Annotated in this window: 13 protein-coding genes and 1 pseudogene; 4 read left to right on the forward strand and 10 right to left on the reverse strand. The window is 61.3% G+C overall.

The window, feature by feature from the left end; genetic code table 11:
* Positions 1-99: 99 nt before the first annotated feature.
* Positions 100-429: pseudogene (locus CEJ45_RS18590) on the forward strand (ATP-binding protein); the annotation flags it as partial.
* On the opposite strand, the gene CEJ45_RS18595 reads toward CEJ45_RS18590, so the two are convergent.
* Entirely contained in the window at positions 403-792 is a 390-nt protein-coding gene (locus CEJ45_RS18595) for a hypothetical protein (protein ID WP_088756521.1), read from the reverse strand. The pseudogene CEJ45_RS18590 and the gene CEJ45_RS18595 sit on opposite strands and share 27 nt — an antisense overlap.
* Before the next feature lie 10 nt (positions 793-802).
* Complete coding sequence (locus CEJ45_RS24885) at positions 803-1,072, reverse strand: hypothetical protein (RefSeq protein WP_162292103.1); 270 nt, start codon at positions 1,070-1,072, stop codon at positions 803-805.
* Between CEJ45_RS24885 and CEJ45_RS18605 the strand changes: the two genes are divergently transcribed.
* On the forward strand, positions 1,026-1,397 hold the full coding sequence (locus CEJ45_RS18605) for a carbon-nitrogen hydrolase family protein (protein ID WP_241517378.1): 372 nt from the start codon (positions 1,026-1,028) through the stop codon (positions 1,395-1,397). The genes CEJ45_RS24885 and CEJ45_RS18605 overlap by 47 nt on opposite strands.
* Positions 1,398-1,498: 101 nt before the next feature.
* Here the strand turns inward: CEJ45_RS18605 and CEJ45_RS18610 are convergent, their stop codons facing one another.
* From CEJ45_RS18610 to mdlC, 4 genes are all read right to left on the reverse strand, one after another.
* Positions 1,499-2,425, reverse strand: a complete 927-nt coding sequence (locus CEJ45_RS18610) for a ketopantoate reductase family protein (protein ID WP_088756524.1) — start codon at positions 2,423-2,425, stop codon at positions 1,499-1,501.
* Complete coding sequence (locus tag CEJ45_RS18615) at positions 2,422-3,801, reverse strand: MFS transporter (protein WP_088756525.1); 1,380 nt, start codon at positions 3,799-3,801, stop codon at positions 2,422-2,424. Before CEJ45_RS18615 ends, CEJ45_RS18610 begins: the two co-directional genes overlap by 4 nt.
* Positions 3,802-4,013: 212 nt before the next feature.
* Positions 4,014-5,465, reverse strand: a complete 1,452-nt coding sequence (locus tag CEJ45_RS18620) for an aldehyde dehydrogenase (protein WP_088756526.1) — start codon at positions 5,463-5,465, stop codon at positions 4,014-4,016.
* Between the two features lie 86 nt (positions 5,466-5,551).
* Entirely contained in the window at positions 5,552-7,150 is a 1,599-nt protein-coding gene (gene mdlC, locus CEJ45_RS18625; RefSeq protein ID WP_088756527.1) for a benzoylformate decarboxylase, read from the reverse strand.
* A gap of 178 nt (positions 7,151-7,328) precedes the next feature.
* Between mdlC and CEJ45_RS18630 the strand changes: the two genes are divergently transcribed.
* Both CEJ45_RS18630 and CEJ45_RS18635 read left to right on the forward strand, forming a co-directional pair.
* Positions 7,329-8,294 (forward strand): LysR family transcriptional regulator, encoded by a 966-nt coding sequence (locus CEJ45_RS18630; RefSeq protein WP_088756528.1) that lies wholly within the window; start codon positions 7,329-7,331, stop codon positions 8,292-8,294.
* Positions 8,295-8,440: 146 nt separating this feature from the next.
* On the forward strand, positions 8,441-9,646 hold the full coding sequence (locus tag CEJ45_RS18635) for an extracellular catalytic domain type 1 short-chain-length polyhydroxyalkanoate depolymerase (protein ID WP_241517379.1): 1,206 nt from the start codon (positions 8,441-8,443) through the stop codon (positions 9,644-9,646).
* Between the two features lie 86 nt (positions 9,647-9,732).
* Here the strand turns inward: CEJ45_RS18635 and CEJ45_RS18640 are convergent, their stop codons facing one another.
* From CEJ45_RS18640 to CEJ45_RS18655, 4 genes are all read right to left on the reverse strand, one after another.
* Complete coding sequence (locus tag CEJ45_RS18640; protein WP_088756529.1) at positions 9,733-10,224, reverse strand: DinB family protein; 492 nt, start codon at positions 10,222-10,224, stop codon at positions 9,733-9,735.
* Positions 10,225-10,544: 320 nt separating this feature from the next.
* Complete coding sequence (locus CEJ45_RS18645; RefSeq protein WP_187697710.1) at positions 10,545-11,132, reverse strand: mechanosensitive ion channel family protein; 588 nt, start codon at positions 11,130-11,132, stop codon at positions 10,545-10,547.
* Entirely contained in the window at positions 11,133-11,324 is a 192-nt protein-coding gene (locus CEJ45_RS18650) for a hypothetical protein (protein WP_088756531.1), read from the reverse strand.
* Between the two features lie 53 nt (positions 11,325-11,377).
* Positions 11,378-14,557 (reverse strand): CusA/CzcA family heavy metal efflux RND transporter, encoded by a 3,180-nt coding sequence (locus tag CEJ45_RS18655; protein ID WP_088756532.1) that lies wholly within the window; start codon positions 14,555-14,557, stop codon positions 11,378-11,380.
* Positions 14,558-14,574 lie beyond the last annotated feature (17 nt).

Raw genomic sequence — 14,574 nt, forward strand, 5'->3', positions numbered from 1 at the left:
AGGCTATAAGGGGTCGTACGACCGCGTCGCAGCCTTCGGAAGGCGGTGGAAGGTGGGTCAGATGGAGAGGGTCAATTCTGCGAGCAAATCAACAGACGGGCGGGACATCTCGCAAATCGGTTGCTATATACCGATCTCGTGATTTTGGACGAGCTTGGGTACCTGCCGTTTAGTCAAGTCGGTGGAGCCTTGCTGTTTCACCTCATTAGCAAACTTTACGAACGGACAAGTTTGGTCATAACAACGAATCTTGGCTTCGGAGAGTGGGGGGCGGTCTTCGGTGACCCGAAGATGACTACTGCGCTACTTGACCGGTTGACGCACCATTGTCATATCGTGGAAACCGGCAATGACAGTTATCGATTCAAAAATAGTTCGACTCGAGAGACTAAGCAAGCGAGATCAACACGCAAGGAGCCTTTGGCTTAGGCCAATATGAAGAGGGTCAAGGATTGATGCAAAAAGCGGATCAGGATTCAATGCAAAATCACACTCCATGATGGCCAATCTCGCTATGAGGACCTCGTCAACTTCCTCTCCGTTTTCCGTAACTTCCTTCGAATACAGCACCGCTGTCGGTATGGCGCTTTCCACGTCCGCTACAGCAATACGAATTGCCTGCTGTAGAGAAGTAGCACTGCGCGCGAAATCGAGAGTGATTTTCCCCGGCAAACCTATCCCAACGACAGCATCGGTGCAGCCGGCCTCGCCGAGGCGTTCGAGGACATCGTCCACATCACTGGCGGCATCGGCCGGGTCTAGCTGGTATCGGAGGATGAAGTTATGTTCCATGGGCTCAGTTCTACTTGGACGAAGTAGGCTGCTCGCGGATACGGTCAACAGCAATCTGCACCTTGGTCTTTATGGTGAGGTCTGGCGCGGGGCCAGCAGGTCCCTCTTTCATTTTCTTCAGCGCTATCTGCTCAAAGATGTCGAGCTCCAAGCCGAACCGGTCCAGGACGACCATCAGCTCCACGACCGAGTAGTCGCCGGCGGCATCCTGCTTCGTGCTGGCACCCAGTTGCGTGATTAGCCAGGAAGCGGTTGACGAACTCTGCGATACCGCCGACAAGAAAAACCTGATCCATGCAGGAGGCGGGCACTCCGTCATTTACGGACCTGACGGAAGCTCCTTGACCCCGAAAATTCCGGAGACGGAAGAGGGATTGCTCTTTGCCGAGCTTGATCTTGGCGTCATCAGCATCGCAAAGAGCGCAGCCGATCCGGCAGGTCACTATGCGCGTCCGGACGTGACCCGGCTATTGCTCAATCCCAAGCGCTACCGCCCTGTTGAATTTTTTTCTGCGACAGGCACGCCTGTGCAAGAGGCTATGGAAGCCCTGCCGTCCCTGAAGAGCACAGACGATGAGAGCACACCGAGAGAGCGCGAAGCTTGAAGTGATCATTGCCAGCAATCCCGCAATAGCTTCGCGCACATGATGAAAGGGGGGAAGATTGATCTTCCCCCCTTTCTCTTCCTGCTCCCCACCTGATGTGCTTACTTCCGATTGAGCACTGCGTCCTGCTTCATCTTGACCAGCTCGTAAAGCGCCGTGACGGTAGGAACGGAAACCCCACAGCCGCGCGCCTGTTCGGCGACGGCGCCATTGATGAAATCGATTTCCGTCTGTCTGCCGGCCTCGATATCCTGCAGCATCGATGGCTTGTGGTTGACGTGCATCCTGAAGGCATCCAGGAGGGCCTCCTCCACCTTCGCCATGCGGGCGGGAATCTGGAGCGCCTGAGCTACGGACACCGTTTCAGCGGCAATGCGCATCGCCAATGCTCGCCCTTGCTCGGTCGATCCAGCCGTACCGACCGTACAGCCGATGACCGCGCACACCGAGTTGAGTGCCGCATTGAAAGCGACCTTTTCCCAGATGGCAGCTCGTACCTGGGGATCAGCACTGCAATTGAGTCCGGCTGCACTGAAGATTTCCGCCACTCGGCTGACTTCCGGCCGCTCCTTGCCCGACATAGTCCAGATCCTGACATAACCCTCCCCATGACTATGCACCACCCCCGCAGACTTGAGATCCGCAGGGAGATTGGTCATCCCGACAATGATGCGCTCGCTCGGAATGACCTCGGAAATGATTTCCGCATTACCCAATCCATTCTGCACGGATAAGGCCCAGGTATTCTGGCCCACAAGATGGGAGATGCTACGTACTGCGCTTTGGGTATGCAGGCTCTTGGTAAAGAACACGATGAGGTCAAACGGCTCGGCAAAGGAGTCAGCCCTGCCTACCGGGACTCTTACCGTATGGGTGCCACTGTCATCGGAAAAGGCCAGGCCGTTATCGCTGATCGCCGCTATCGTAGCGGGCGCGACTTCGATGAAACTGACCTTCTGTCCGTTCAACGCAAGACGCGCACCAAATAGTCCGCCCATGGCGCCAGCGCCAACAATGGCAATGTTCATGCTTGCTGCTCCTTCTCTTGATGTTTGACGGTCGCCGCTGCGCGGGGAATATGCTTGCTCACCACCAGCAGGGTCACGAAGACGAACAGCATCGCCCCTCCCAGCATGGCGAGATAGCCGGAAGCGCCACCTTGGGTGATCACGATGGCACCCGCAAATGCACTGAGGATGGCCCCCAGGCGACCGAATGCCAGCGCGCCCGCCGTACCGGTCGCGCGTACCTGGGTCGGATAGATATAAGCGCAAAGCGCGTACATGGTGCATTGGACGGCGTTGACGAACAGTCCGTGCAAGCCGATCCCCGCAACCAACAGGGTCGTCTGGCTGCTCACGTCCAGGCTGCGCAACGCAAATGCAGTCCCTGCGGCGGCCAGGCAGCAGAGCAGCATGGGAACACGTGAGCCGAAGCGGCCGATCACTACCGCGCACAGCAGTGCGCCAAAGACGCCGCCGATGTTGTAGGCCGTGAGGCCGTTGGCGGCCACCGATGGGCTGAGGCCTTCGCCTGCCAGCATCGTCGGGAGCCAACTGAATGCGCTATAGACGGCCAGCAGGTTCATGAAGAAAGCGAGCCAGATGGCAATGGTGTCGCGCGCCCTTCCCTCAGCAAACAGCGCACCGAATCCTGCCTTGGGTTGGGAATCCTGTTCACGCGCATCGGTGAAGCGCATCCCCGCGGAGATCGTGCGGGACATGCGCGCAAGCAGGGACCGCAACTCATCCCAACGGTCGGGTTGGCGTGCCAGGTATCGTGGCGACTCCGGAATGCAGAACCATAACAGTACCGAAAATGCCACCGGCAGCATGCCGCCCAGCAAGAAGAGGCCACGCCAGCCATAGTGGGGCAGCACCAGGTTGGCGAAGAGACCGGCCAACATTCCTCCCAGGGGAACGCAGACGATGGTCGCGGTGACGGCAAAGGTACGTATCCGGGCCGGACTGAATTCTGCCGTAATCGTGGTGGAGACAGGCAGGGCACCGCCGATTCCGAGGCCGGCGAAAAAGCGCAGGATTGCAATCGTGGTGATATCCGGAGAAAGCGAGATCAGGCTGGTAGCGATCCCGAACACGAAGACACTGCCAATGATGGCCAGGCGGCGACCGAAGCGATCCGCGAACAAGCCGGCAAAGGCGCTGCCCAAGCCCATGCCGACCAGGCCCGCGGCCACAGCCGGAGCAAACGCATTGCGCGTGACGCCCCACTCCTTGATCAGGCTGGGAATGGCGAAGCCAATCAGCTGCCCGTCGAATCCGTCCATGACGATCGACAGCGCTGCCAGGATGACCACCATCTTCTGGAAGCCGGTAAACGTCCCTTCATCCAGCACGCGCCCGATGTCGACGACCTTTGCTTGATCGATCCCGTAGGTGCTCATGTGCGCTCCCGGATCGTGTCTTCGATGGTGGCCGCGGCGAATGCATTGATGCGGATTGGATCGTGCTTGTGACGCTGGTGCCAGGATGTCATTTTCATGGCTGTCTCCTCTGTTGTATCGCACGGGTCCGGTCATTGCCGGCCCGCATTGGCGATTTTTTATAGTGATTGGCAACGCGGGACGGCGTACCGCCCCGCGTGCAGCGAACTCTCTCAGAACGGGTACTGGCGCTGCGAGGTTTGAACCGTGATCCAACGCAGATCAGTGAATTCGGCCACCCCGGCGCTACCGCCAAAATGACCGAAGCCACTGGACTTCACGCCGCCGAAGGGCATATGCGCCTCGTCATGCACGGTCGCTCCGTTGATGTGGCAGATCCCGGACTCGATACGGCGTACCAGGTTCAATGCGCGGGCGATATCACGGCTGAACAGTGCGGCCGAGAGGCCATATTCATTGTCGTTGGCACATGCAATGGCGGCATCGTCATCCTTGACCCGCACGATGGGCTTGACCGGACCGAAGGACTCCTCGTGATAGATGTCCATCTGCGCTGTGACATGGTCCAGCAGCGTGGCCGGCATGAGCGTGCTCTCGGCCTTGCCGCCGCACACCAGGCGTGCCCCCTTGGCAAGGGCATCATCGATCAGCGCGTTGCAGCGCTGCACGGTTGCCAGGTCGACGACCGAACCCAGCACGACCGGCCCTTGGCGGGGATCACCCAGCGGAAGGCTGCGCGCCTTGGCTACCAGGCGGGCGACAAAGTCATCGGCCACACGTTCGTCGACGATGATGCGCTCGGTGGACATGCAGATCTGTCCGGAGTTGGCGAAGGCACCGAAGGCCGCTGCCTGCACCGCAGCCTCGATGTCCGCATCGTGCAGCACGATGAAAGGTGCCTTGCCCCCCAGCTCCAGCACGGCTGGCTTGAGGTACTTGGCGCATTGGCCGGCGATGATGCGGCCCACGCGCGTGGAGCCCGTAAAATTGACACGTCGCACTGCCGGATCGGCGATGATGGCTTCAACAATTTTGCCGGCATCTTCCGGCGCGTTGGTGATGAAGTTCACCACGCCAGGCGGCAATCCGGCATCCTGGAATGCGTCAATGATGAGGCCATGCGTGGCCGGGCAGATTTCAGAACCCTTGAAGATCACGGTATTGCCGCAGGCCAGCGGAAGTGCGACCGCACGCACGCCCAGGATGACGGGGGCATTCCAGGGGGCGATACCCAATACGACGCCGGCCGCCTGGCGCACCCCCATGGCGAGGTTGCCTGGGACATCGGAGGGAATGAGCTGCCCCGCGATCTGGGTAGTCATCGCTGCGGCTTCGCGCAGGCCGTCGGCGGCCAGATGCACGTTGAAAGCCGCCCAGTGATGAGACGCACCGGTCTCGGAGGCCATGGCCTCCGCAAACGCATCTGCGCGGGCTTGCAGCGCGTCAGCTGCACGGGCGAGCAGGCCGCGGCGTTCTCCGGGGCCCATCGCAGCCCAGGCAGGGAAAGCCTCAGCAGCAGCGCGAACGGCCGATTGTGCATCCGCGACGGTCGCCGCCGGTGCTCGCGAGGCAACGCTCTCATCGAGCGGGTTGCGACGCTCAAAGCAAGCACCGCCAGTGGCTGGACGGCGCTGGCCGTTGATCAGCATGTCAACTTCTTTCATAGTCTCCTCCTGTTGTTTCTAGCTTCTTTCTCGCTGCCAGGGTATTAGTATCGATTTGCAACCAAGCAGAATCCTAACGAAAACAATCAGCGCACCACGACTTCCACCAGACGGGGTTCATTCGACGATATCGCCGTCTGCAGTGCAGCGGCCAGCTCGCCGGGCTCACTCACACGCACCCCTTGGCATCCCATCGACTGCGCCAGTGCGACGAAGTCGAGGCCGGGAAGATCAGTCCCTTGGACCACGTCATCGGCACCGAAGCCGAAAACCGGCGCGAAGTCCTGCAGGGCGGCGTAGCGCCTGTTGTTGATGATCACGAAGGTGAGGGGAAGACGCAGCTGCACTGCGCTGTAGATGGCTTGCGGCGAGTACATGGCAGAACCATCCCCGATCAGCCCGATGACGCGTTGCTGCGGCCTGGCCAAGGCTACCCCCACCGCCGCCGGCATGCCATAGCCAAGACCGCCGCTGGCCATGGTGTAGAAGGTTCCCGGGCGTGTAAAGGGCAGATAGGCCTGCATGGTCGGACGAGATCCCGGCGCTTCCTCGACCACGATATCCTCTGCTGCACGCACCTCAGCGAGGGTCTGCATGGCAAAGGCCGCTGACATCGGTGTCTCCGGCTCGGCGCGGGGACGCGCAGCACGCGCAGGTGGCAGCGGACGAGCGGCGGGCGGATGCTTCAGCAGCTGCGCCAACAGGTCTTGCAATCCCAGCTGGATATTGCCGACGATGGCGGTCCCGGATGGCGTCCAGGAAGCCGTCACCGGATCATCAATCAATTGGTACAGCTGCGCACCGGGTGGCAGATGCGGCCCGCTGCCTTCGACGTGATAGGTAAAGGCGGGAGCGCCGGCTACGAAAATCAGGTCATGGCCATTGAGCAATTGCACGATCTTCTCGCGCATGGCCGGCAGGAATCCAGCGAACAGGTCGTGGTCTTCAGGGAAGCTGCAACGCGAGGACATGGGCGCAACAAACACGCGTGCGTTGGAGGTCTCGGCCAGACGAAGCACCTCGTCCCAAGCCCCGGCACGGTCCAGTTCCGAACCGACGACGATGGCCGGACGCTCACAGCGGTGCAGGGCGGTGGCAAGGGCAGCGATGGCCTCAGGCTCCGGGCGGCTGCGCGTAGTGACTTCGGTGGCCTCGAGCAACTCCCCAGGCTGATCCCAGTCATCCACGGGAATGGAAACGAACACCGGACCACGCGGTTCCTGCATGGCAATGTGGTAGGCCCGGGCAAGTGCGCGCGGAACGTCGGCGGCGCGCGCGGGCTCGATGCTCCACTTGACGTAGGGCTTGGGAAGTTCGGTGGCGTGCGAGGCGGCCAGGAACGGATCGAATGGCAGGATGGAGCGCGCCTGCTGGCCGGCGGTGATGATGAGCGGAGTGCGATTGCGGAAGGCGGTGAAGATGTTGCCCATGGCATTGCCGACGCCCGCCGCCGAATGCAAATTGACCAGGGCGGCCTTGCCGCTGGCTTGGGCATACCCGTCGGCCATGCCGACCACCACTGCTTCCTGCAAGCCCAGCACGTATCGGAAATCGGCCGGGAAGTCCCGGAACATGGGCAGTTCAGTTGAGCCCGGATTGGCAAAGACGGAGGTCATGTCCAGGCGACGCATCAGATCGAGGACGGCGTCGCGAACTGTGATTCCAGGTGATTGGGGCGCCTGCATGTGAAGTCCTATGGAAGATCTTGTGACTTGGGTGGAAAGTGATTCGGGAGGAGTATGTGACGCAATCATCTCTTTGAAAATTGCCAAATTGGATAAAAGTCATAACCTTTGGTAATGTGCCGACTCATGTCACGCAAGCGCCGAAATGCTCAGCCAGCACCATCATCGGGAGAAATCATTGAGCTTCAATCTGCAGCAACTGGAAATGTTCTGTGCCATCGTCGGTGCCGGTAGCCTGGGGCGAGCGGCGCACGTGCTCGGCCTGACCCAGCCGGCCTTGAGTCGGGCCATCAAGCGTCTCGAGGAATCCGTGGGCGGCATCCTGTTTGAACGTCACACCACCGGCATGCACCTGACACAGCTTGGACAGGCGCTGCTGCCGCACGCACTTTCCTTGCAACGGGAAGCCAAGCAGGCGCGCGACGAACTGGATGCCCTGCGTGGTTTGAGCAAGGGCGTCATCAAGGTCGGCGCGGTGGGGAGCATTGCCAGTCTGGTACTGCCACTGGCTGTGGCCGGTGTACTGGAAAAATGGCCCAACCTGCGCGTGGAAATCATCGAAGGCGTTTGGGATCGTCTGGCAGAGGGCTTGCTGACCCACGAGATCGACCTGGCACTAGGCACGTCGGGCATGGAAACCGATGGCGTGGCAGCGATCGCGGACTGCTGCTGGACAGACCTGAGCTACGTGGTGGCAGGAAACGATCATCCCTTGCGGGGCAAAGACAAGATCACCCTGGCCGAAACCCTTGAGCTGCGATGGGCATTGACTCCTGCTGGCACAGGACCTTATCTGCACCTGAAGGAAACGTTTGCGAAGGCTGGCTTGCCGATGCCTGAGATCGCAGTGGAATCACGTTCCGTCACGGTACTCAAGAGCCTGGTAGCACGCTGCGGATTCGTGGGCTGGATGTCCGGCCCCATGTTCGATACGGAACGCAAGGCCGGCCTGATCGATGCGCTGCCGGTGGAGGGACTGAAAGCCCCACGGACCTTGATGGCATTTCGACGCCGCCAAGGGATACTGCCCACACCAGCGACCCGATTGCTGGACGAATTGCGCAATCTCGCGGGTTCCTTGCAGTCTCTTGGTCCGGATACCGATACGGCAGAGAACAGTTCAGCTCACCATTCCTGGCGGTAATCCCGGGATGGCGCTCGCACCGGCCATCTCTGCTTGGATTTTGTCATGCCGATAGGCGGGATAGTTTGCGGGATCGGAACTGCATTCAATGCCGCAACCGCAGCTCCGGTGTAATACCCAGCCCCAAAAATTGGCAATAACATGACGTGTCCCTGAGCAACGGACGAATCAACCATTCCGCCCCCCCCCGGGGCGTGCAGCAACTGCTCTGGCACTCGCAAGAGAAACTGCTTGCAGACACCACGGTCAAACAATCCCATCGTCCACCCGGCGTCATCCTGATGAAAAAACTGAGCCGCCTGTGGCTATCGGCCATGAAGAAAGCCGGGAAAGTACAGCGCAAGCAATTTCTCGATTTTCTGTCGCCCGCCTCACCCCGCAGCAAAACCTCATCCGGACGCACGACCAAGACCGCTCCTCGTGCAGCCACCGCGCCCGCATCCGAAGTCACAGTTACGGCCGGAGTCCATCACGTCCCCGCCACCACTCCTTCGCTGCAGTATCGCCTTTGCCTGCCCAAGCCCACTCCCTCAGGGCTACCCTTGATCGTGATGCTCCACGGCTGCCAACAAAACGCTGCCGACTTTGCGCAAGGAACGAGGATGAATACGCACGCAGCAAAGCACGGCTTTGCCGTCCTGTATCCAGAGCAATCCCTGCGGGTCCATCCGCACCGATGCTGGCGATGGTATGCACAGGACGCCCAGAAGGGCGAAGGTGACGTCGCAGCGGTGGCCTCCTTGATCCAGGAGATCCTGGAAACGCATCCCATCGACCCGCAACGCGTCTACGTCTGCGGGATCTCGGCCGGGGCAGCGTTGGCCCATCTCCTGGCATTGACGCATCCCGAACTCATCGCTGCTGTCGCGCTGCATGCCGCGCCGGTTTCCGGTGTTTCCAGCAGCGCCGCCGGGGCGTATTCGGTGATGCAGCACGGATCGCTGCGCGCTTCAGCCGCCGCCAGGCGGGCGCTCACGCGCTTTCCGCGAACGGGCGCATTACCGGCGATCCTCATCGGCGGGACTGACGACAAGATCGTGCGGCCCGTCAACCAGCGCCAGCTGCTGGAACAGTTTCTTCTGCTCAATCAAACGCAGGGCCTGATCGCACAGCCTCCCCGGGAAACGCCCTACGGCCGCACCTCCAAAAAGCAGCCCCGGCACAGGATAGTTGCAACCCGTGACTATCTTCGTGGACGCAAGCTCATCCTCCGATCCGTGTTGATCGAGGGACTGGGGCACGCCTGGAGTGGAGGGGATACCACCTTGTCCTACAATGCCGCGGAGCCGGATGCCAGTCGGCTGGTTGTGGATTTTTTCTCGCGGCACCGCCTGGAACCGGCAGGGAAGTAATCATCCTCGTCGCCTGCACTACCGACAAGCGAGGATCGCAAAGCCAGGCACCTCTGACTCAAAAACCGGCTGCATGTTGATGAGGCCTAGCCGCGCCTCTCCGGTTCGGCAGCATGGATGAACACGTTGTAAGTATCAGCAGGACGCTGACCACCGGCCAGATCGAGTGCATGGCCAATCGCCCCGCGATGGTAGGTGCCATGGTTGATCAGGTGAAATAACGCTTCCTCGCGACTGAGCCTTCCCCGCTTCCCATCCACGAACGTGAAGGAAATATTTTCCTTCAGCTGACTGGCAGTGAGGCTTCCCGCATAGGCCTGCAACCACTTGTTCGCTGCCATCAGTCTGGCATCCAGCTCATCCAGTTCGGGCAGGTGCTCGGTATTGGTGGAGTCATGCGGATCGGCCACGCCACGCAACCGGGCCTGGAACAACTCCTCCACGCGCACCATGTGGTTCAACTGTTGCCGTGCGAAATCCAGCGCGCGGTTCTGCTCCTCCTGGTCAAGTTCAGCGACCGCGTCGAGAATGCGGCGGTCTGACCAGCGCTTGTATTCCAGGATTTTAATCAGGTCCATTTCCAGGTTCCTCCTTGGCCCTGAACGATACCTCAATGGTGCGCATTACGCCCTAGGGCCTGTTCACATTAAATCTGCGAGATGCGTTGCCCCCAGAAGGCGTGGTGGCAAGGCGCGCGTCGGGGCTGGTGGTGGTGCCACCAGCCCCGACGTGCACCGCGGCCAGCGCGCCTTCTGGGGGCAACCCTCCGGGAGAGGCCGCCAAGCGTCGCCTGCCGTTGTTGCAGCTCCTTGCCGTGGCACCACCACGGCGCGTCGCTGCGCCTAGGCAGTCAACGCTTGGCGACCTCTCGCACTCGCAGATTTAATGTGAACAGGCCCTAGAGTACAACGCCACCCTCATCACTCCACCTGCGCACAATCCGCTGGAAGAACATGCTGTTGGGCAGCTGCAAGATCGTCTTCGCTTCCTGCCCCTGCCCTTCCTCCAGCAAGGTGGTATAGACCAGATTGATATCCAGCACGCGCCCCTTCACGCCGGGCTTGTCGCCGCCCTCCAGCACTTCGATCAAATCCCCCACGCGGAACGGGCTGGTGGTAAAGATCAGGATCGCGCAAAACAGATTGGACAACACGCTCCACACGGCAAAGAATGCCACCGCGCCCACAGCGGCAAACCCGGTGAATGCAGACCTCAGCACCGCTCCGGACACCCCCATGCGCTCCAGCGCCCACAGCATGGCACCACCGTAGATGAAAAATCCCAATACCCGCTGCGTGAGCATGACGGCCGTGGCCGGCAGTCCGTAAGTCCGCGCGATCCTGGCCATCACGCCCCTGGCCACCCGCATGATGGCCAGCGCCAGCAGGAAGATCAGTACCACTTCCGTCGCCGGTACCAGTACGTCGAACCAGTCGGCCATCCATTGGGGCAGGTTATCGTGGATGGACTGCAAAACTCTGTTCATTCATTTCCTCTTGAAAATCACTTTGACGATGCGTTCCCGATCATGCAACGACACCGCCCATGCAGAAAAAGTGCCGTGAAAGCCATCGTGATCGAGCGCATCGAAACAGCGCACAGAGTAAACCAGATTCAACGGAAAATCTGACTTGGTTACATCAACGGACCAAGTCCCGGACACAAACAGGAGAGCCATGGCGGGCCCTCCTTCCCGTCAGTGCATCGCCTGCTGACGAAGAGTTGAGGCCCTCAGGCTACCCCCCTCCGCTTCCGCCAAAATCCAAACCGGCGCACAACGCCCTCTTCATCCCCTGCATGCGCCAGCCGGTACAGCAGCGGCAGCACCAGCAAGGTCAGCGCCGTCGAAGACAGGATGCCGCCGATGACCACCGTCGCCAGCGGACGCTGCACCTCGGCGCCGGTGCCGGTGGCCAGCGCCATGGGCACGAAGCCCAGCGAAGCCACCAGCGCGGTCATCAACACCGGACGCAGGCGCGTCATCGCTCCCTCGTGAATGGCCGCATCCAGCGAACGTCCTTCCTCGCGCAGGCTGCGGATGAACGAGATCATCACCAGCCCGTTGAGCACCGCCACCCCGGACAGCGCAATGAAGCCCACGGCCGCCGAGATCGACATCGGGATGTCACGCAAGGCCAGCGCGAGGATACCGCCGGTCAGCGCAAAGGGAATGCCGGTAAACACCAGCAGCCCATCCTTGACGTTGCCAAACATCGCAAACAACAACACGAACACCATCAGCAAAGCCACCGGGATGACGATCTGCAGACGCTGCGTAGCCGACTGCAGGTTCTCGAACTGGCCGCCCCAGCTGGTCCAGTAGCCGGCCGGAATCCTGACCTCGGCCTGCAACTGGCGCTCGGCATCGGCCACGAAGCCACCCAGGTCTCGCCCGCGCACGTTGGCGCTGACCACGATGCGGCGCTTGCCATCTTCGCGGCTGATCTGGTTGGGGCCTGGCGCAATGTTCAGCGTGGCAACCTCACCCAGCGGAACGTAACTGGTGCGCAGCGCCCCTTCCTGCAGCGGCAAGGCCACCGGCAGGCGGCGGATCGCCTCCAGGTCGGTGCGCGCCTGGTCGGGCAGGCGCACCACGATGCCGAAGCGGCGGTCGCCCTGGAACAGGGTCCCGGCTTCCTTGCCACCGATGGCGGTGGCGATGGTGTCCTGGATGTCCGAGACATTGAGCCCGTAGCGCGCCGTCTTCTGGCGATTGATGTCCACCGTCAGCATCGGCAGGCCGGTGGTCTGCTCGATCTTGACTTCGGTGGCACCGGGGATCTTCTGCAGCACGGCCGAGATCTTGCCGGCGGTCTCGTTGAGCACGTTCATGTCATCGCCAAAGACCTTCACCGCCACGTCACTGCGCACACCCGAGATCAGCTCGTTGAAACGCAGCTGGATGGGCTGGGAGAACTCGTAGCTGTTGCCGGGGATCTTTTCCACTTCGGCCTGGATCGCGGCCAGCAGCGCTTCGTGTGTCTTTCTCGGCTCGGGCCACTGGTCCTGCGGCTTGAGCATGATGTAGCCGTCGGAGATGTTCGGTGGCATCGGATCGGAGGCCACTTCGGCCGTGCCGGTGCGGGCGAAGACGCGTTCTATCTCGGGGAATCGCTGCTTCAGCGTGCGCTCGATCTGCTTTTGCATCTCCAGCGACTGGCTCAGGCTGGTACCGGGAATGCGCAGCGCCTGGAGCGCCATGTCACCTTCGTTCAAACTTGGTACAAACTCCGTCCCCAGGCGGGTGGCGACCGCACCGCACACCACGATCAGGGCTCCGGCAAAGGTCAGCACCACGGCCTTGTTGTCCATGATGCGCATGAGCATGGGCTCATACAGGCGCTTGGCCCAGGCCATCATGACATTTTCCTTTTCCGCGACGCGCTCGCCGATGAAGAGGGCGATGGCCGCCGGGATGAAGGTGACTGACAGGATCATCGCACCGATGAGCGCCGCCACGACGGTAAAGGCCATCGGCGTGAACATCTTGCCCTCCACGCCGGTGAGCGCAAACATCGGCAGGTACACGATCATGATGATCAGCTGGCCGAACAGCAGCGGCCACCGCGCCTCCCTGGCCGCCGCAAAGACTTCATGGAAGCGCTCGCTGCGGGTGAGCGTGCGGCCGTGATGCTGCTGTGCGTGGGCCAGCCTGCGCACGCAGTTTTCCACGATCACCACCGCGCCATCGATGATGATGCCGAAGTCCAGCGCACCCAGGCTGAGCAGGTTGGCACTCACCTTGTTGGAGACCATCCCGGTGAAGGTGAACAGCATTGCCAGCGGAATGACGGTGGCCGTGATGATGGCCGCGCGGATGTTGCCGAGGAAGACGAACAGCACCGCCACCACCAGCAAGGCGCCTTCGACCAGGTTCTTCTTGACGGTGGCGATGGCCTTGTCCACCAGCACGGTGCGGTCGTAGACGGTCACCGCCTCCACGCCTTGGGGCAAGGTGCGGTTGATCTCGCGCATCTTCTTGTCCACCGCCTGCGAGACCTTGCGGCTGTTCTCACCGATCAGCATGAAGACCGTGCCCAGCACGACTTCGCGGCCATTCTCGGTGGCCGCACCGGTGCGCAGTTCCTGGCCGATACCCACCTCGGCCACGTCACGCACGCGAACGGGCACGCCCTTCACGTTGGCCAGGACGACGTTGCCGATGTCTTCCGTGGAGCCGACCTGGCCCGGCGCGCGGATCAGGTATTGCTCGCCGCGCCGTTCGATGTAGCCGGCACCGACGTTGCCGTTGTTCTTCTCCAGCGCCTTGACGACGGTGTCCATGGTCATGCCATAGGAGGCCAGCTTCTCCGGCGAGGGCGCCACCAGGTACTCCCTGGCGAAGCCGCCGATGGTATTGATCTCGGTCACGCCAGGGACCAGGCGCAGTTGCGGCTTGATGACCCAGTCCTGGATCTCGCGCAGGTCGGTGGCGGTATAGGGCGTGCCATCGGCCTTGCGCGCATCCTCCCTGGCCTCTACCGTCCACAGGTAGATCTCGCCCAGGCCGGTGGAGATCGGCCCCATGCCGGGGTCGATGCCGGGCGGCAGCTGGCTCCTGGCCTGCTGGATGCGCTCATTGACCAGTTGCCGCGCAAAGTAGATGTCGGTGCCGTCCTTGAAGATCACCGTCACCTGCGACAGGCCGTAGCGCGAGAGCGAGCGCACCTGTTCCAGATGCGGCAGGCCGGACATGACGGTCTCGATCGGATAGCTGATGCGCTGTTCGGTCTCCAGCGGCGAATAGCCGGGCGCAGCGGTATTGATCTGCACCTGCACGTTGGTAATGTCGGGGACGGCGTCGATGGGCAGCTTCTGGTAGCTGTAAACCCCATAAGCCCCCATCCCGAGCACGGCCAGCAGGACCAGCCATCGATGCTCGATGGCAAAGCGAATGATGCGTTCAAACATGATTGTCGTCTTTCCTG

The sequence above is a fragment of the Herbaspirillum aquaticum genome, from assembly GCF_002213425.1.
Classification (GTDB): Bacteria; Pseudomonadota; Gammaproteobacteria; order Burkholderiales; family Burkholderiaceae_D; genus Herbaspirillum; species Herbaspirillum aquaticum.

Coding starts and splice junctions, on each gene's coding strand:
- CEJ45_RS18640 (WP_088756529.1), bottom strand. CDS start 10,224: ATGGACCTGATTAAAATCCTGGAATACAAGCGCTGGTCAGACCGCCGC.
- mdlC (WP_088756527.1), bottom strand. CDS start 7,150: ATGCAGGCGCCCCAATCACCTGGAATCACAGTTCGCGACGCCGTCCTC.
- CEJ45_RS18615 (WP_088756525.1), bottom strand. CDS start 3,801: ATGAGCACCTACGGGATCGATCAAGCAAAGGTCGTCGACATCGGGCGC.
- CEJ45_RS18645 (WP_187697710.1), bottom strand. CDS start 11,132: ATGAACAGAGTTTTGCAGTCCATCCACGATAACCTGCCCCAATGGATG.
- CEJ45_RS18595 (WP_088756521.1), bottom strand. CDS start 792: ATGGAACATAACTTCATCCTCCGATACCAGCTAGACCCGGCCGATGCC.
- CEJ45_RS18610 (WP_088756524.1), bottom strand. CDS start 2,425: ATGAACATTGCCATTGTTGGCGCTGGCGCCATGGGCGGACTATTTGGT.
- CEJ45_RS18655 (WP_088756532.1), bottom strand. CDS start 14,557: ATGTTTGAACGCATCATTCGCTTTGCCATCGAGCATCGATGGCTGGTC.
- CEJ45_RS18650 (WP_088756531.1), bottom strand. CDS start 11,324: ATGGCTCTCCTGTTTGTGTCCGGGACTTGGTCCGTTGATGTAACCAAG.
- CEJ45_RS18620 (WP_088756526.1), bottom strand. CDS start 5,465: ATGAAAGAAGTTGACATGCTGATCAACGGCCAGCGCCGTCCAGCCACT.